The 17,219-nt window shown below is 41.9% G+C and carries 16 protein-coding genes and 2 tRNA genes; 11 read left to right on the top strand and 7 right to left on the bottom strand.

Features of this window, described 5'->3' with window-relative positions; translation table 11 throughout:
• Positions 1-13: 13 nt before the first annotated feature.
• Both F902_RS04535 and F902_RS04540 read right to left on the bottom strand, forming a co-directional pair.
• Positions 14-502 (bottom strand): hypothetical protein, encoded by a 489-nt coding sequence (locus F902_RS04535; RefSeq protein WP_005201395.1) that lies wholly within the window; start codon positions 500-502, stop codon positions 14-16.
• Between the two features lie 108 nt (positions 503-610).
• A complete protein-coding gene (locus F902_RS04540; protein WP_005201397.1) occupies positions 611-2,968 on the bottom strand; it encodes a Tex family protein in 2,358 nt (785 codons plus the stop codon).
• A gap of 339 nt (positions 2,969-3,307) precedes the next feature.
• On the opposite strand from F902_RS04540, the gene ompR reads away from it, so the two are divergent.
• The 4 genes from ompR (at position 3,308) to F902_RS04560 (ending at position 8,722) form a co-directional block, all read left to right on the top strand.
• On the top strand, positions 3,308-4,072 hold the full coding sequence (gene ompR, locus F902_RS04545) for an osmolarity response regulator transcription factor OmpR (protein ID WP_004657337.1): 765 nt from the start codon (positions 3,308-3,310) through the stop codon (positions 4,070-4,072).
• A 17-nt stretch (positions 4,073-4,089) separates the two neighbouring features.
• A complete protein-coding gene (locus F902_RS04550) occupies positions 4,090-5,544 on the top strand; it encodes an ATP-binding protein (protein WP_005201399.1) in 1,455 nt (484 codons plus the stop codon).
• 301 nt (positions 5,545-5,845) lie between these two features.
• Positions 5,846-7,360 (top strand): acetyl-CoA hydrolase/transferase family protein, encoded by a 1,515-nt coding sequence (locus F902_RS04555; protein ID WP_005201401.1) that lies wholly within the window; start codon positions 5,846-5,848, stop codon positions 7,358-7,360.
• Positions 7,361-7,519: 159 nt separating this feature from the next.
• Positions 7,520-8,722, top strand: a complete 1,203-nt coding sequence (locus F902_RS04560) for a hypothetical protein (RefSeq protein WP_005201403.1) — start codon at positions 7,520-7,522, stop codon at positions 8,720-8,722.
• A 31-nt stretch (positions 8,723-8,753) separates the two neighbouring features.
• Here F902_RS04560 and F902_RS04565 read toward each other — a convergent pair whose 3' ends face one another.
• The 4 genes from F902_RS04565 to F902_RS04580 all read right to left on the bottom strand — a co-directional run bounded on the left by F902_RS04565 (position 8,754) and on the right by F902_RS04580 (position 10,358).
• On the bottom strand, positions 8,754-9,491 hold the full coding sequence (locus tag F902_RS04565; RefSeq protein WP_004803819.1) for a class I SAM-dependent methyltransferase: 738 nt from the start codon (positions 9,489-9,491) through the stop codon (positions 8,754-8,756).
• A gap of 97 nt (positions 9,492-9,588) precedes the next feature.
• Positions 9,589-9,664 (bottom strand) — tRNA-Phe (locus tag F902_RS04570).
• 140 nt (positions 9,665-9,804) lie between these two features.
• Positions 9,805-9,880 (bottom strand) — tRNA-Phe (locus F902_RS04575).
• A gap of 100 nt (positions 9,881-9,980) precedes the next feature.
• Entirely contained in the window at positions 9,981-10,358 is a 378-nt protein-coding gene (locus F902_RS04580; RefSeq protein ID WP_005147436.1) for a GNAT family N-acetyltransferase, read from the bottom strand.
• Positions 10,359-10,462: 104 nt separating this feature from the next.
• Between F902_RS04580 and hisB the strand changes: the two genes are divergently transcribed.
• From hisB to F902_RS04610, 6 genes are all read left to right on the top strand, one after another.
• Complete coding sequence (hisB, locus tag F902_RS04585; protein WP_004803817.1) at positions 10,463-11,056, top strand: imidazoleglycerol-phosphate dehydratase HisB; 594 nt, start codon at positions 10,463-10,465, stop codon at positions 11,054-11,056.
• Positions 11,056-11,673, top strand: coding sequence for an imidazole glycerol phosphate synthase subunit HisH (gene hisH / locus F902_RS04590; RefSeq protein WP_005201406.1), 618 nt, complete (start codon positions 11,056-11,058; stop codon positions 11,671-11,673). Before hisB ends, hisH begins: the two co-directional genes overlap by 1 nt.
• 153 nt (positions 11,674-11,826) lie before the next feature.
• Positions 11,827-12,351: a DUF805 domain-containing protein gene (locus tag F902_RS04595; RefSeq protein ID WP_005201408.1), complete on the top strand. Its 525-nt coding sequence runs from the start codon at positions 11,827-11,829 to the stop codon at positions 12,349-12,351.
• A gap of 94 nt (positions 12,352-12,445) precedes the next feature.
• A complete protein-coding gene (locus tag F902_RS04600) occupies positions 12,446-13,114 on the top strand; it encodes a 3'-5' exonuclease (protein ID WP_005201410.1) in 669 nt (222 codons plus the stop codon).
• 66 nt (positions 13,115-13,180) lie between these two features.
• Positions 13,181-13,912, top strand: a complete 732-nt coding sequence (hisA, locus tag F902_RS04605) for a 1-(5-phosphoribosyl)-5-[(5-phosphoribosylamino)methylideneamino]imidazole-4-carboxamide isomerase (protein WP_004803807.1) — start codon at positions 13,181-13,183, stop codon at positions 13,910-13,912.
• Positions 13,913-14,139: 227 nt separating this feature from the next.
• The gene (locus tag F902_RS04610) at positions 14,140-15,597 is read left to right on the top strand and encodes a SulP family inorganic anion transporter (RefSeq protein ID WP_005201412.1); all 1,458 of its coding nucleotides are present in this window, start codon (positions 14,140-14,142) and stop codon (positions 15,595-15,597) included.
• A gap of 67 nt (positions 15,598-15,664) precedes the next feature.
• Here the strand turns inward: F902_RS04610 and F902_RS04615 are convergent, their stop codons facing one another.
• A complete protein-coding gene (locus F902_RS04615; protein WP_005201414.1) occupies positions 15,665-16,216 on the bottom strand; it encodes a helix-turn-helix domain-containing protein in 552 nt (183 codons plus the stop codon).
• 162 nt (positions 16,217-16,378) lie between these two features.
• Here F902_RS04615 and F902_RS04620 point away from each other — a divergent pair, with 162 nt between their 5' ends.
• Positions 16,379-17,218, top strand: a complete 840-nt coding sequence (locus F902_RS04620) for a DMT family transporter (RefSeq protein ID WP_412781878.1) — start codon at positions 16,379-16,381, stop codon at positions 17,216-17,218.
• Position 17,219: the final 1 nt, after the last annotated feature.

A 17,219-nucleotide genomic window follows, 5' to 3' on the forward strand; every position in this document is an offset into this window, starting at 1 on the left:
ATTCAAATAAGAATTAGTTTAATGATGCTGGAAGATCAACTCGTCTCATCTCTTGACCATATTTGAGCCCTGAGTCCTTTTCCATGCGATAACAGACTTTGACATTATCATAGGCATCTCGATAGGCATAGACACTGCCCTGAATACACAAATGCGGCTGTTTAAGCGAAAATTGAATCAAGGCAGGTTGACCGTTTAATCCACCTTTCTTATCTTTAAAGCCTAAAACTGCATCACGTAATGGAAACACCACACCCTTTTGTGTATCAATCACCACATAACGAATTTCGCGAATCGATCCGACATTGAGCAAAATTTTTGTAGCATCATAGTTGGGCGACTGTTTTGCCAATGCAGCTTTATATTGAGCAATATTGCGCTTGGAACAAAAGTCAAAATCATCATAATCAAAGCGACAGTCAGCGGTTGCGCTATAAGGGACTTTCGCCAGCGTAGCAAAGCTCATACCCGAAATCGCCAATACAAACAGTATTTTTTTCATTGTTTAATCCTTCGTTTTTTATGGTTATTGCCGTCACTGACATACAAAAATTAGAACCCCCATACTCAAAATAAAAGCCTCCGAAGAGGCTTTTATTTATTTGATCAATTACTTAGAACCTTTAATCCCGGCTTGTAATAACAAAGCACCTAAACCACCAATTTTTTGCTCTTGTGGTTTTTCAGTTTTTGGCTTGTTATTATTTTGCGGACGCTTAAAGTCACCCTCTTTACGCGGAGGACGTTGGCCTTGTGGTTTACGATCTGAACGTTCAGTACGATCTTGTTGCGGACGTTGCTGACGTGGTGCTTTCGCTGGTGCAGAACCTTCAGCACGCATACTCAAGTTAACACGATTACGTTCCACGTCCACTTGCATCACACGTACTTGCACAATTTGACCTGGTTTCACGACTTTATGCGGATCAGAAACAAACTCATTGGCAAGTTCAGAAATATGCACGAGACCATCTTGGTGTACACCCACATCCACAAAGGCACCGAAGTTGGTCACATTGGTGACTACACCTTCAAGTTGCATGCCTTCAGTCAATTGCGCAACTTCGGTAATGTCTTCACGGAATTTCGCAGTACGGAATTCTGGACGTGGATCACGACCTGGTTTTTCCAATTCAGCCAAAACATCCTGAATAGTCGGTAAACCAAATTTGTCATCTACAAATTCATCGGCTTTGACTTGGCGAATAATTTCGGTATTCCCGATAATGTCTTTAACCGTGGTTGCTTTTGCCGCAACTATTCTTTCCACCAAGCCGTAGCTTTCAGGGTGAACTGCAGACGCATCCAATGGTTCAGAACCATCTTGAACACGTAAGAAACCTGCAGATTGTTCAAAGGTACGTTCGCCCAAACGTGGCACTTTTTTCAAAGCTTGACGGTTATCAAAACGACCATTTTCTTTACGGTATTCAACAATTTGTTGCGCAATGGCTTTATTTAAGCCAGCAATATAAGCCAGAATCGCTGGAGAAGCGGTATTCACATCCACGCCTACAGCATTCACACAGTCTTCAACCACAGCATCCAAGGTTTTTGCCAAACCAGCTTGGTTCACATCATGTTGATATTGACCTACACCAATCGATTTAGGGTCAATTTTTACCAACTCAGCCAATGGATCTTGTAAACGACGTGCAATTGACACCGCACCACGAATCGAAACATCAAGCTCAGGTAATTCTTGTGAAGCCAATTCACTTGCAGAGTAAACAGAAGCACCCGCTTCACTTACAGTGATACGTGTCAGTTGCAGATCAGTATTGGCCGCCATCATTTCCGCAACCACAGCTTCAGTTTCACGGCTTGCGGTACCATTACCAATCGCAATAAGTTCCACGTGGAACTCTCGACATAAACGAGCAAGTTCCGCAATAGAACCCTCTTTGTCTTCTTTCGGTGCAAATGGGTAAATGGTGCTATGCGCAAGAACATCACCTGCATTACTGACCACTGCAAGCTTCACACCCGTACGAATACCAGGGTCAACACCCAAAGTCGTACGGCCACCAGCAGGTGCTGAAAGTAATAAATGACGTAAGTTTTCAGCAAATACATCCATTGCTTCAGCTTCAGCAGCCAAACGTTTATCGGTTAATAAGGAATGTTCGATTTGTGGACGAATCTTACCTAACCAAAACAGTTTAGCTGTTTGCTTTAAATAATCTTGACGCGTTTGTGGTTGAATCTGTTCAAGATTGTATTCAGTTTCAATACGAGCCAATGGTGCATCATCTTCACCATCAACTTTTAAACCCAAGACATTTTCTTGACGACCACGTAACATCGCCAATAAACGATGTGAAGGGACTTTATTAAAGTTTTCAGAGAACTCGAAATAATCACGGAATTTTTTGCCAACTTCTTTTTTCTCTTCAGAAGCTACCGCACTTTTCAATACTGCGGTTTTAGCAAAAGTTTGTTTTAATTCAGTGGTTAATGCAATATTTTGTGCCCAGTCATCAATCAAGATATGCTGAATCGCATCAAGTTGGCTTTCTGCATCTGGGTAGTCTTCATGACTAAAACCAGCCAATGCTTCAGTTGGATCAACTTGTTCTGCAATAATTTTTTCAGCAATAGCGCCAAGGCCTGCTTCTTTTGCTTTAAATGATTTACTGGTACGTTTCGGACGATACGGTGCGTAAATTTCTTCTAATGCATTTTTAGTCTCAGCTGCATTTACACGCGCCAATAAATCATCGCTTAATTTATCTTGTTCTTGTAAAGATTGGATCACCTTCTCACGACGCTCAAATAAATCACGTAAATAAGTTAAACGTGTATCGAGTTGACGTAATTGCGTATCGTCTAAGCCTTGCGTGACTTCTTTACGGTAACGTGCAATAAAAGGAACGCTAGCACCTTCATCAATTAAACGAATAGCAGCTTCTACTTGGTTTGGACGTACGGCAAGTTCATTTGCCAACTGCTGAACTAAGTCAGTCATCGTGATTGATTCCACAAGGGTTAAGTCTAAAAGCACTGATTATAAAGTTCATGGCTATAAAATCCACCATTGTTTTTTTGAATATTGTGCAAGTAGTTTATGCAAATCGCTGAATGTTTCTAAAATACCAAGATTTTTTCGCCTAAATATTGAAAAATAGATTGATTGTCATCATTTTGCCTGTATATATTTGGTATCTATCTCTTGATTTTATTGGCAATATTTGTTGCTTTATAACATAGCCAAAACTGTGCAATGAATCGTATACTCAAAGGTCTATTGATATTTCACAATCGCATTGCATAAAGACGATGACAATAAACGATAAAGGAGCACATCATGAGTTTAGTTGTACCTGCCGAATCGACGGAAACTGTACACCATGAGACAGACCGGGTCGAACGCATCTTAGTGGTCGATGACGATGTGCGCTTGCGTACGCTGTTACAACGCTTTTTAGAAGACAAAGGCTTTGTGGTAAAAACTGCCCATGATGCAACTCAAATGGACCGTTTACTGCAACGTGAATTGTTCTCGCTTATCGTGCTCGATTTTATGCTTCCTGTAGAAGATGGTTTAAGCATCTGTCGTCGTTTACGCCAATCAAATATCGATACACCGATTATTATGCTAACAGCACGTGGTAGTGACTCTGACCGTATTGCGGGTCTTGAAGCGGGCGCAGATGATTATTTACCAAAACCATTTAACCCGAATGAATTACTGGCACGTATCCGTGCAGTATTACGTCGTCAAGTACGTGAAGTTCCTGGTGCACCAAGTCAACAAGTTGAAGTGGTCAGCTTTGGTCCATGGTCTTTGGATTTATCGACTCGTACCTTAACTCGTGAAGGTCAAGTCGTAACGCTCACAACGGGTGAGTTTGCAGTTCTAAAAGCATTGGTTCAACATCCACGTGAACCACTGACACGCGACAAGCTGATGAACTTGGCGCGTGGTCGTGAATGGGGTGCAATGGAACGCTCGATTGATGTCCAAGTCTCTCGTCTACGTCGTTTAATTGAAGATAACCCTGCTCGTGCACGTTATATTCAAACCGTATGGGGTGTGGGCTACGTTTTTGTTCCAGATGGTGCTGAATAAGCTTAGGAAATTAAACGTTGAAACTTGAACCAATCGATCCACAAGAATTTACGGATTTCGCGGCTTATTCCGAAAGACCACGAACCAAATGGGAACGTTTTTTAGATAAAATTAAACCGCGTTCCGCAGCCATGCGCACCACCATTCTCGTGTTGTTCATGGTATTTTTCAGTCTGTTTATGTCCTTGTGGTTCTTTTGGCGAACACTTTATCTTCCTGAATTACAGCAACATGCCCGCTACCTCGCGATTGAATTAGAATTGGTCAATAATCCAGATATTCGAATTTTACATCGCGAGAGTGAAGTTGATGTCGATACCTGGTTAAAGAATCGTATTGGCATCGAATATGTAACTGACCCAAACGAATTTCCTCGAGTTGAAGATAAATTCTTAGCGGAACTGTTTACCAATCAAATTGAGTCCAAACTGGCTAAAGAGTTAGGTGTAGAAAACGTCACGGTTTATTTTAAATTTAAACCGATTCCACGCATCTGGATTCAAACGCCAGAGATGAACGGGAACTGGGTTAGAGAACCTTTAAAAACCTATACCAACTATAGTGTTGAACTGATTGCCGGCTGGTTGTTTGGTGTTCCAATTGTATCATCCATCATTATCTTAATTTTGGTTCGGCAAATGAACCGACCTTTGCGTCGCTTACAAAATACAGCCAACAACTATAGTAAAACTGGCAAGGCGCCTTATCTCGACACCAATCATGGGCCACTCGAAATCCGTCAAGTGAACCAAGCTTTTAACCATATGGTGTATACGCTTGAACAAACTGAACGTGATCGTCAGATTATGTTGGCGGGTATCTCCCACGATTTGCGCACACCATTGACGCGTATTCGTTTAACCGCAGAAATGCTCCCTGATGAGTTCTTCCGTGAAGGTCTGATCTACGATGTAGATGACATGGACGCGATTCTCAATCAGTTTATTTCCTATATGCGGGATGGCTCTGATGAAGAACTGACAGAAACCAACCTGAATACGCTGTTGCAAGAACTGGTGGTCCAATTCAAACCGCTGGACATTCGTTTTGAAGCGCAAGAGTTGCCCATCATTCCAGCACGAAGCTTGTCTTTAAAACGCCTAATTGCCAATTTAATTAATAATGCCAAACGTTATGGTGCAGAACCGATTGAACTGTCTGCTAGCCATGTCGATGATCATATTATGATTACGGTTGCCGACCATGGTGATGGCATTCCACCTGATCAAGTGGAAGAGTTAATGCAACCTTTTGTTCGTGGTAATTCGGCAAGAACGATTCAAGGCAGTGGTTTAGGCTTAGCAATTGTGAAACGTATTGTCGATATCCATCAAGGGCAGATTAACATTCGCAACCGTGAGCAAGGTGGCTTGGAAGTCGTAATTTCCCTCCCCATTCCTCCAGCATCAAATGACGAACCGCAAAACAATGCCATCGACAAAATAAAGCAAACCCTAACAGGGCATTTTTAAAGAGATCAATCAGCATCCTCTTATCATCTATGCAGGACTCTTCGACTAAAGTCTTCAGCCCAATTGATGCTGGATTGATTGCTTTCGTTCGGTTTTACACTGATTCAAGCCCAAAAACTGTCCTTCCCTAATGTTCCTTTCCTGTATAAATTCAAGCAAATATCACACAGAAAATAAGCAACTGGAAAGCAGATGAATAAAGCGTATGCAGCTGTATTAGACCTTAGCCTTATTTCAATTCACTTTTCATGTTTTAGCGCTAAACTCCATATCCAATGAAAAGCAATATTGAGAATGGATGATGTCTTTAAGTCGTATTCGTCTTGCAGCACTGCATGACAAAGTGATGAGTGCAGAGCAGGCAGCTCAGTTTATTAAAAATGATATGACGGTTGGTATGAGCGGTTTTACCCGTGCTGGTGAAGCGAAAGCAGTCCCACAAGCATTGGTTGAACAAGCCAAAAAAAATCCGTTAAAAATCACATTAATTACAGGCGCGAGTCTCGGCAATGACTTAGACAAACAATTGACGGAAGCAGGTGTCCTTGCCCGTCGTATGCCATTCCAAGTCGACAATACCTTACGTCGTGCCATCAACAATGGCGAAGTGATGTTTATCGACCAACATTTGTCTGAAACCGTTGAACAAATGCGTAACCAGCAACTAAAACGTCCTGATGTTGCGGTGATCGAAGCGGTTGCCATTACCGAAGATGGTCATATCGTGCCAACCACGTCTGTCGGTAACTCAGCAAGTTTTGCGATTTTTGCAGAAAAAGTAATTGTCGAAATTAATACCTCGCTCAGCGAAAATTTCGAAGGCCTACACGATATTTATATCCCGACCTATCGCCCTACCCGTACACCATTGCCTTTAACGCAAGTGGATGACCGCATTGGTTCAACAGCGATTCCAATCGATCCAGCAAAAATCGTGGGGATCGTATTCAATGACACAGCAGATTCACCATCAACTGTGACTCCGCCTGATGCTGAGACTCAAGGCATTGCCAACCACTTGATCAAATTCTTTGAACAGGAAGTGGCTGCAGGTCGTTTGGCGAAAAACTTAGGTCCATTACAGGCAGGTATTGGTTCAATCGCCAATGCGGTTTTAACCGGACTGAAAGATTCGAATTTCGAAGATTTAGTCATGTATTCAGAAGTACTTCAAGACTGTACGTTTGAACTAATTGATGCAGGCAAAATGAAGTTTGCTTCCGGTAGCTCAATTACCTTATCAGCACAATGTGGCGAGCGTGTATTTGGCAATCTTGAACACTACAAAGACAAATTAATACTTCGTCCTCAAGAGATTTCTAACCATCCAGAGATCGTGCGTCGTTTAGGGATTATCGGCATCAATACGGCGCTTGAGTTTGATATTTACGGTAACGTGAACTCAACCCACGTTTGCGGTACCAAGATGATGAACGGTATCGGTGGTTCAGGTGACTTTGCGCGTAATGCACACTTAGCGATCTTCGTGACTAAATCCATTGCCAAAGGTGGTGATATTTCATCGATCGTACCAATGGTCAGCCATGTCGATCACAATGAACATGATGTCGACATCTTGGTAACAGAAGTTGGTTTGGCTGATCTTCGCGGCTTAGCACCACGTGAGCGTGCCCGTGTCATTATCGACAACTGTGTACATCCACTTTATCAAGGTGCACTTAACGATTACTTTGACCGTGCATGCGAACGTGGCGGCCATACCCCACACATTCTTCGTGAAGCCTTATCTTGGCATGCCAATTTTGAAGAAACAGGTCATATGTTAGCGCCTGCAGCTGTGGCGAAGTCTGCTTAACGCTCATATTTATTTTTATGGACCTACCTTCTCTGGTAAGTCAAAAAAGGTCTTTGCCTCACGCAAAGACCTTTTTTATTGCTTGAATATCAAGCCATCTTGTTATTTTAATTCAAATTATAGAAAATCGATCATCCAATAAAAATCAAACCGAATACAATGAAGAAAATTACGCTATGGCTATTCGTTATATCACTCATTCTAATCAGCCTTATAATATTCACAACCTTAATCAAAAGCTCGCATACAAGCCCTTATTTCATCACAATTTCAGGTAATCAATTACAAGAACAGGTAGACTTAGTTCCCGATCAACTTTGGTTTGATATGATTGCCAAAGGCAATGATCCTATCTCGAGCATCTCTTTTGAACTCAAAAATAAAAATATTACCGGTTGGATTGATCTAAATTTAGACTCAAATGTTGCCATTTTTCAACGGCTCGACGCTCAACAAGACCACGTCCCTTGGTCTGTTTATACGACCTCTACTTCAGAGAAAGCTATTGGAAGCTATCAAATTGATCTGCAAACATCACAGCAAAACTTAAACCTTCAATTTCACAATACGCCTATTCGTTACCAGCTTGAGCATTCAGAACAACAAAGCGTACAACTCTCTGGTCAATTACAATTTAAGGTCCCTTCACACTGGCCTGTTTTAAAATCTAAGCGTTTCCCTCAACTTCCCATACAAGGACAATTTATTTTCGATGAACAACCCTATCAGCTGATTCGTATGAATAGTGCCGTTTCTCAGCACTCTGTTCTTCATGACCCGATTTCTTATCAATTCAGCTTAAAACATCAAGATCAATGGGTTGATTTCACTTTTCAACAAGACAACATATCCTCTCAGCCACTGGTACAAATCACGACTCACGATCAGCTTTATCAACTTAAGTCCCCAGCCCCCCAAAACCTTTGGCACGAAGATGATAAAAAGATTGTGATTCGTGCCAAGAATATTTTGCTTCAAGCCAAGTCTGGGCAAACTAAATCATTAAATATCAATCTTGTTATCCCAAAAAATTACGCTCATCTAAGTATAAATCATCAAGATGCAAAGCTCATTCCTGCCAACTCTGAGTTATTAGCTGAAGCTAGAAATGAACAAAAGATTTACCAACTTAGCTTTGTACAACAACATCAGCTACTTACACTCGAGCTCATTGAAGAAATGCAGGGCAATTTCAGTTTAAAATTCATTACGGAAGATGGAGAACAATACTTTTGTGGTAATACCTCAACAGCCTGCCCAGGTTTAACCATTGAGCCAAGCAAACAAACTTTCTTATTCAATCAAGTTAAATTAGGGTCGCATCTGTTGAATGGAAGTCTTTTTATCGCTGGCGTGTTATAGCGGCATGTTCCGACATGCTTTTTTTATTTTTCTACCCAGAAGTAGCTAAGCGCCCGACTCTGAGCAAAATTGGAAAACGAACTGCAATCGGCTGTTGTATCTGCAAAATATCTTCTAAGCTCACCAAAGGGCTGACATGCAGCCGATCTTGGTAATGCTTTACTGCAGACCAAGTATTGAGATAATCCCACAACTGTGGCCCTGTCCAACCTAACTCGATCTGAAACTGTGGCATTGCGATTTCCTCAAAGGGAAATGGAATCGTTTGATAATGCTCATCAATATAACGTCGCTCTGCATCCCAAAAGCCCTTTAAAGTCTGATGATAGAGCAGATCGATTCGCTGATTTAAATCTGTATCATCTAACTGAATTAAGCCATAGCCAATTACGGCAAAAAGACCATTTAGCTTTAATGTTCGTTTTACTTCTGCATAAAACTTTTCAAAATCAAACCAGTGAATCGCTTGGGCAACAGTAATTAAATCAAAAGACTGATCTGCAAATGAGGTTTGCTCTGCGGCTTGTTGTAAATACTGCACATTGGATAATGCTGGGGCCTGATCTAACTGATTTTGACTAAGATCAGTTGCAACCACATGCTGAAAATAAGGAGCGATCAGCTGAGTCAGTTGCCCAGAACCTGCCCCACAATCCCACGCACAGTCCAAGCCATTGAGCTGCGCTATTAAGCAGTTTACTAACGTTTGCGGATAAGTTGGCCGTGCCTGTTGATAAAGTTCACTTTGCTCAGAAAATAAATCTTTCATACTGGTCTATTCTTAAAATTTTTGACTCAGCTTTAATATAGCAAAATATTTTAAATATAAAAAAAGCCCCAAACTTTCGTTTGAGGCTTTTTGAATATGGTGGCGAGACCCAGGATCGAACTGGGGACACACGGATTTTCAATCCGTTGCTCTACCTACTGAGCTATCACGCCAATGGGGTGTATTAAGCCGTATCTCAGACCAATAGTCAATAATTATCATGAGCTTTTGATTTGAATGCACATTTTTCACGCAATCATTTTTTGGGCAAAAAAAATCCCTGATGGGATCAGGGATTGAAAATACAAATTTATGGTGGCGAGACCCAGGATCGAACTGGGGACACACGGATTTTCAATCCGTTGCTCTACCTACTGAGCTATCACGCCAAAGTGGGCGTATTAAACAATGTTTGCCTAAGCCCGTCAAGCAAATTTGTGGATTTTTCTCTTAAGCGCTTAATTTTGCTCCAAAGTAGCAAGCTAAGTCTTAGATTTTGCCAATATGTGATAAACAGCGATGGATTGCCCCACAACCCGGTTCAAACTGTTTAACCCCTTGCTCTTCTTCCATACGGCATACCTCTTCAACCAAACGTTCTGCAACCCCACGCCCGCGATTGGCTGGATGTACCACAATATATTCCAAAACACGGCTTTCACCTTGTCCTGTCGCCCAAATTGCACCTATAATTTTGGTGTTAAATTCAGCAGTGTAAACTGTGGTATATTGTTGGAGATTTTGTTCAAGTTGTTCCATTGCATCTTGCCCATCGCCAAACTCTGGGCTGGTATCGTAAAGTCGCTCTAGCTGAGTACGAATTCCTAGATTATCCAGAGAACTGTAAGCATGTACGGTAATAGGCATTGATTAACCCTCCTGAGCAAACTATGATGCTGTCACTTTTTCGTCACAGCGAAACTATTGGTTTTTAATTCAATCATTTTTGACGTTTTTTGAGGAACGTGTCCATGACGCAACGTATCAGTGAAGTGGTAAGAAATACCAACGAAACAAAAATTCGAGTTCGACTCAATCTCGATGGTACTGGTCAAGGCACACTCAACACTGGAGTTCCATTTTTAGACCATATGATTGATCAAATCAAGCGTCATGGTCTATTTGATATCGACATTCATTGCGATGGTGACCTAGAAATTGATGACCATCACACCGTCGAAGACTGCGGAATCACCTTGGGGCAAGCATTTGCGCAAGCTTTAGGCGATAAAAAAGGCTTACGTCGTTATGGACATTTTTATGCACCATTAGATGAAGCACTGTCTCGTGTTGTGGTTGATCTATCTGGTCGTCCGGGTTTGTTTATGGATATTCCATATACACGTGCCCGCATCGGAACATTTGATGTCGATTTATTTTCAGAATTTTTCCAAGGTTTTGTCAATCATGCGCTGATGACATTGCATATTGATAACCTGAAAGGCAAAAATAGTCACCACCAGATTGAAAGTGTGTTTAAAGCTTTAGCACGTGCATTGCGTATGGCATGTGAAATTGATCCACGCGCAGAAAACACCATTGCTTCGACTAAAGGTAGTTTGTAATGACCCGTATTGCTTTACTTGATTATGGCATGGGCAATCTACACTCTGCGGCAAAAGCCTTAGAGCATGTCGGTGCAACAGTTGATGTCACCAATGATCCTAAACTGATTGCCAAAGCGGATAAAATTGTTTTCCCGGGTGTCGGTGCTATGCGTGACTGCATGCAAGGCATGCGTGAAGCTGGAATTGATGAGGTGGTACGTCAGGCTGCTTTCAACAAACCTGTGCTCGCAATTTGTGTCGGTATGCAAGCGCTACTACAAAGTTCGGAAGAAAATGGTGGCGTCGAAGCACTGGGTATTTTTAAGGGAGTGGGAAAACACTTTCCTCAAATCCCAAATTTAAAAGTACCGCATATGGGTTGGAATCAAGTACATCAACTTGATCCAGAGCATCCGATGTGGAATAACATTGAGCAAGATGCACGTTTCTACTTTGTACATAGCTATTATGTTGAGCCAACCGATTCAGCAATTATTGCAGCGACCTGTGATTATGGCGTGAATTTCTGCACGGCGATTCACAAAGATAATTTGTTTGCAACGCAGTTCCATCCTGAAAAAAGTCATACCGCTGGCCTACAGCTGTTAAAAAACTTTGTGGAATGGAAGATTTAAGTCCACCTAATGCAGATCAAGTTTTTCGTTATCACTTGGTCTGCAACTCATAAAATAATTTAAGCTTTAATTTTGCAATTTTTTCTTTATTATTCTAAACGATACATTTTTCAATTTTTACAATCCCATAAAAACACCTAGATAGGAATAACAATGAATTTATCTACTCAAAGCGTGGATCACCCACTGAGTCCCAAAGGTCGTTTTGGCCGACTATCCTATGCAGCTTGGACATTTTTAAGTTCAATCGTCGCAGTGATTCTCATTTTTGTCTTGGCATTTGGTGCTGTACTCGTGACTGGCGGCAGTCTTGAACAAGGGCAAGATTATCCAGTCCTCGCAATTGTCCTGTTTATCATTCTCTATATCGTGTTCGTCTATTTTTCTTTTGTATTTACCATTCGTCGTTTACATGACCGTAATCAAACAGGTTGGTTGTCATTATTAGCCATTGTCCCCTTTGTAAACTTCATTTTCATTATTTATCTGCTCTGTGCCAAAGGAACAGCAGGTGAGAATAAGTTTGGTGTTGAACGTGAGACATCAGGCTGGGAAAAAGTCTTGGGCTGGATTTATATTGTGATTATTCCACTTGCCGTCATTTTTGCCTTAGTGGGCAGCGCAGTTCCTGCATATCAGGAATATGTGCAACGAAGTCAATTGATACAGCAACAATAGCCCACTTAAAAGAGATCAACAACAGCCAAGTTCCCACTTGGCTTTTTTATTTCAATAAAACCCTTTAAGCTCAATCAAACGCTTTGAGCTTCTAATGCAGATGGATACGCCTCAACATACTCCCCTTTTAAGCAAAGAACAGATCCGCGCATTGCCTGCATTTCAGAATCTCGCCCCTGAAAATATTTTGGTGATCCAAACGCTTAATCAATGTCTGGCCGTTCAAACTGAACTTGCTTCTATTCAAGTTTTTGGTTTCGACACCGAATCTAAACCAACTTTCAAAGCTGGCGAAAAATCGACGGGGCCTCACCTGATCCAGCTGGCAACCCCAAACCAAGCTTATCTGTTCCAAGTCAGTGCTGAAATTTTAGCCTTTCTCAAGCCGATTCTCGAAAATGAACAGCAACTCAAAGTCGGTTTTGGACTGAAAAATGATGCGCATATCTTTCGTAGTAAAGGTATTCAACCTAATGCCATGATTGACCTATCCAAGAGCTTTGCAAGTTTTGGTTATCGCAGCCAAGTCGGTACTCAAACGGCAATCGCGCTGCTTTTTCAACGGTACTTTACCAAAAGTAAAAAAGTCAGCACTTCCAACTGGTCTGTTAAAAATCTCAGCCCGCAACAAATCAATTATGCCGCCGCAGATGCCTATGCCGCACTGCTCTGTTTCGAACAACTGTATCAGCAACAATTACTCACAACCCAATTATTGCAACAAATCAGGAGAATACTGGCAGGTTTAGCAGACAAGGCTTAGCGATTGATCAATATTTTGCTAATATGTAGCCAATTTAAACTCTATGATGACGCAAGGAGCGAAAGCATGCTAATCATCCCAGCAATTGACCTGAAAGATGGTAAATGTGTCCGTTTAAAACAAGGACGTATGGAAGACGATACCGTTTTCTCTGAAGACCCTGTGGCAACTGCACAACATTGGGTGGATGAAGGCGCACGTCGTTTACATTTAGTCGATTTAAATGGTGCTTTCGCAGGTACACCAATTCATAAACCCGTGGTTGAAGCGATTGCGCGTGCACAACCTGAACTTCCAATTCAGATTGGTGGTGGTATCCGTTCACTTGAAACCATCGAACACTATTTGGAAGCTGGTGTTTCTTTCGTGATTATCGGTACCAAAGCCGTGAAAGAACCAGAGTTTGTTGAAGAAGCATGTAAACGCTTCGCAGGTCATATCATTGTTGGTATTGATGCCATCAATGGCATGGTGGCAACCGATGGTTGGGCCAATGTGACTGATGTAAAAGCGACAGATCTTGCTAAACGTTTTGCCGATGCTGGTGTATCTAGCATTGTTTATACCGATATTGCACGTGATGGCATGATGCAAGGTGTGAACGTTGAACAGACCGTGAATTTGGCAAACTATTCAGGTTTACCTGTGATTGCTTCTGGCGGCGTCACCAATCTGGATGATGTGCGCAATCTAAAAGACAAAAAAGGAATCCTCGGTGCGATTACAGGTCGTGCCATCTATGAAGGTACTTTAAGTCTTCGTGAAGCACAGTTATTGTTAGACCAACAATCACTCTAATCGTTTCAGGCTCTAGTTATTGTAACAATCGCTAGAGCTTTATCCTCTTGGGTGCTATGCTTACCCCAGTTCAAATAAAGCCCCTCTCTGCTCACATGATGCTTACGCCACCTTAAGTTTTACATTTCCTATGTATTAACTCATCACTGTCTAGTGATGTGGTGTAGTTGTGTGTCTGTATATCACATCACTAGCCTTTAAAAATTCCTAAAAAATAGGCTATTTCTATGTTTTCCAATATTCGAGCGCAATGGTTCTCCAATATCCGTGCGGATATTTTGGCTGGACTAGTTGTCAGTTTAGCACTGATCCCAGAAGCCATCGCCTTCTCTATTATTGCAGGGGTCGACCCCAAAGTCGGTTTATATGCTTCATTCTGTATTGCAGTGGTGATTGCTTTCGTTGGTGGTCGCCCTGCCATGATTTCAGCCGCAACAGGTGCAATGGCCTTGGTCATGGCCAGTTTGGTCAAAGAGCATGGCTTACAATATCTGCTGGCTGCCACCTTGCTCACGGGTGTATTGCAAATTATCGCGGGCTATCTAAAGCTAGCGAAACTTATGCGTTTCGTATCCAAATCTGTGGTGATTGGATTCGTCAACGCATTGGCGATTTTGATCTTTATGGCGCAACTGCCTGAACTGGTCAATGTCACATGGCAGGTCTATGCCTTGGTGTTATTGGGTCTGATCATTATCTACCTATTTCCTCTGATTCCGAAAATCGGTAAATTATTGCCTTCACCCTTGGTCTGCATCATCACGGTGACTTTGCTCGCCATCTACTTCGGTATTGATATTCGTACAGTAGGAGACATGGGTTCATTACCTGATACGCTTCCTGTGTTCTTAATTCCTGATATTCCCTTCAATTTTGAAACCTTAAAAATCATCTTTCCCTATGCTGTTGCACTAGCAGCAGTCGGTTTGCTTGAATCGATGATGACAGCAACGATTATTGATGAGATGACCGATACCCCAAGCGATAAATTCCAAGAATGCAAAGGTCAAGGCATCGCCAATATCGCCTCTGGTTTTATGGGTGGCATGGCGGGCTGTGCCATGATTGGTCAATCGATGATTAATGTAAAATCAGGTGGCTTGACGCGTTTATCGACCTTCTCAGCAGGGATCTTCCTCCTCATCTTAGTGGTATTTATCAGCGACTGGTTAAAAGTGATTCCTATGGCTGCCTTAGTTGCCGTGATGATCATGGTCTCGATCAGTACCTTTGAATGGAAATCCATCAGTAGTTTTAGCAAGAATCCAATCAGCAGTAATGTCGTGATGCTTGCCACTGTGATTGTGGTCGTTGCAACCCATAATTTAGCCTTAGGCGTGCTTACAGGCGTGTTACTGTCGGCTTTATTCCTTGCCAATAAATTAGAGCAAGATATTCGAGTTGAGCGATATTTTGAAAATCAGGCACGCGTTTATAATCTGAAAGGTCAAATTTTCTTTAGTTCTTCAGAAAAATTTATGCAAAGCTTTGATTTCAATGAAGATGTTAAAGAAGTCATTATTGATTTAACCCATTCACATATTTGGGATGTTACTTCAGTGGCCATGATCGACAGTGTGGTGTATAAATTCCAGCGCAAAGGCGTACACGTCATTGTACGAGGTCTAAATGAAGCCAGTTCGATCATGATTGATAAATATGGTACGCATCAAAGCTCAAGCTAAGTTTGAAAAAGAATCCATAAATGCTACAGGTGCTTAAGCAATCAAACTTAAGCACCTTTTTTTAACGTTAATAAATCACGTTTCGGATAAAACGAACGCTACGATTACCCTGATTGAGATAGCGATAATTGACAGAACTCTCAAATAAAATCGACTCACCTGCCTGAATCACTCGATTTTCATGTTCAAACGAAATCGTCAACGCTCCATCCAGCACATAAATCAACTCTTGCCAGCCTTTTTGATCTGGCTCTGCTTGATACACTTCACCCACAGCCAAAGACCATGTCCATAATTCGACTTGTGTTTGGGTTGGCACAGCAGCCAGAAGCGTGGCATAACTTTCAGTCTGCTGCCCCTGCCAAGCCAAGGTATTGACGATGGCAGATTCACTCAGCTCAGATGGGCTGACCAGTTTTTTAAAATCAACAGCTAATGCCGTGGCAATCGCATCAAGCTTGGCCAGACTAATATTAACTTGTCCTGTTTCCAAAGCAGCAATGGTACGACGACTAACGCCTGCTCGATCTGCCAAATCTTGCTGGCTAAGCTGACGTTCGGTACGAAACAGACGGATATTCTGTCCCACATCTTGCAATACCGTCTCTGAATGACTCATTCATTCCTACAGTGAAAATAAAAAATCTGCGCAATATATTGCACAAAGCCAACAGGCAATGCAATATGTGCAGTATATTGCACTTTATCGATTAGGATCATTGCTTTGACCGCGTTAGCTCAATCTCCTAAAGCCGCACAATTCGCGCTTATTTTTATTACCATGATTTGGGGTGGCACATTTCTAGCCGTGCAATATGCACTGAATTTTAGTAGCCCCATGTTTTTTGTCGGCTGCCGTTTTGCAGTCGCGGCTTTGGCGATCTTCTTAATCTCAATTAAATCGATGCGTGGCCTAACCCTAAAAGAGGGCTTGGCTGGTACAGCCATCGGGATTGTAATCGCGATTGGCTATGGTACTCAAACCATTGGCCTACAAAGCATTCTCAGTAGCGAATCAGCCCTTTTAACCGCACTGTATGTGCCCTTAGTGCCCATTTTAATGTGGGTGATCTTTCAAAAGATGCCCTCTATGATGACGTGGTTGGGTACTGCACTGGCTTTTACAGGTTTGATCTTGTTAACAGGCAATGGCTTTTCCAGTATTAACTTTAGTTATGGACAAGTACTCACCCTGATTTGTGCCTTTGTGATTGCACTCGAAATTATACTGATTGGTTATTTTGCAGGGAAAGTGAACCTAAGACGGGTCACGGTGATTCAACTGGCAGTCGCTTCATGCTTATCATTTGCTAGTATGCCTTTGGTTGGTGAACACAGTATTCCTAACTTTTCATGGGGATTGCTGATTATTGCAGTGGCGCTCGGCTTAGCCAGTGCCTTGATTCAATTTGTGATGAACTGGGCACAACGTATGGTCGATCCAACACGTGCAGCGATTATTTATGCAGGTGAACCTGTTTGGGCAGGGGTAATCGGTCGTATTGCAGGAGAGCGTTTACCATTATTGGCATTATTTGGAGGAGTATTGGTGGTGCTTGGGGTACTCATCAGCGAATTAAAATTTAAATTCTTTGCAAAGAAACAACGACCAGAAAATTAAT

The organism is Acinetobacter higginsii, assembly GCF_000369525.1.
Taxonomy (GTDB): Bacteria; Pseudomonadota; Gammaproteobacteria; order Pseudomonadales; family Moraxellaceae; genus Acinetobacter; species Acinetobacter higginsii.

Excerpts from the sequence above, each read along its gene's own strand:
- F902_RS04535 (WP_005201395.1), bottom strand. The coding sequence starts at position 502 with ATGAAAAAAATACTGTTTGTATTGGCGATTTCGGGTATGAGCTTTGCT.
- F902_RS04540 (WP_005201397.1), bottom strand. The coding sequence starts at position 2,968 with ATGACTGACTTAGTTCAGCAGTTGGCAAATGAACTTGCCGTACGTCCA.
- ompR (WP_004657337.1), top strand. The coding sequence starts at position 3,308 with ATGAGTTTAGTTGTACCTGCCGAATCGACGGAAACTGTACACCATGAG.
- F902_RS04555 (WP_005201401.1), top strand. The coding sequence starts at position 5,846 with ATGTCTTTAAGTCGTATTCGTCTTGCAGCACTGCATGACAAAGTGATG.
- F902_RS04560 (WP_005201403.1), top strand. The coding sequence starts at position 7,520 with ATGAAGAAAATTACGCTATGGCTATTCGTTATATCACTCATTCTAATC.
- F902_RS04565 (WP_004803819.1), bottom strand. The coding sequence starts at position 9,491 with ATGAAAGATTTATTTTCTGAGCAAAGTGAACTTTATCAACAGGCACGG.
- F902_RS04580 (WP_005147436.1), bottom strand. The coding sequence starts at position 10,358 with ATGCCTATTACCGTACATGCTTACAGTTCTCTGGATAATCTAGGAATT.
- hisB (WP_004803817.1), top strand. The coding sequence starts at position 10,463 with ATGACGCAACGTATCAGTGAAGTGGTAAGAAATACCAACGAAACAAAA.
- hisH (WP_005201406.1), top strand. The coding sequence starts at position 11,056 with ATGACCCGTATTGCTTTACTTGATTATGGCATGGGCAATCTACACTCT.
- F902_RS04595 (WP_005201408.1), top strand. The coding sequence starts at position 11,827 with ATGAATTTATCTACTCAAAGCGTGGATCACCCACTGAGTCCCAAAGGT.
- F902_RS04600 (WP_005201410.1), top strand. The coding sequence starts at position 12,446 with ATGCAGATGGATACGCCTCAACATACTCCCCTTTTAAGCAAAGAACAG.
- hisA (WP_004803807.1), top strand. The coding sequence starts at position 13,181 with ATGCTAATCATCCCAGCAATTGACCTGAAAGATGGTAAATGTGTCCGT.
- F902_RS04610 (WP_005201412.1), top strand. The coding sequence starts at position 14,140 with ATGTTTTCCAATATTCGAGCGCAATGGTTCTCCAATATCCGTGCGGAT.
- F902_RS04615 (WP_005201414.1), bottom strand. The coding sequence starts at position 16,216 with ATGAGTCATTCAGAGACGGTATTGCAAGATGTGGGACAGAATATCCGT.
- F902_RS04620 (WP_412781878.1), top strand. The coding sequence starts at position 16,379 with ATGATTTGGGGTGGCACATTTCTAGCCGTGCAATATGCACTGAATTTT.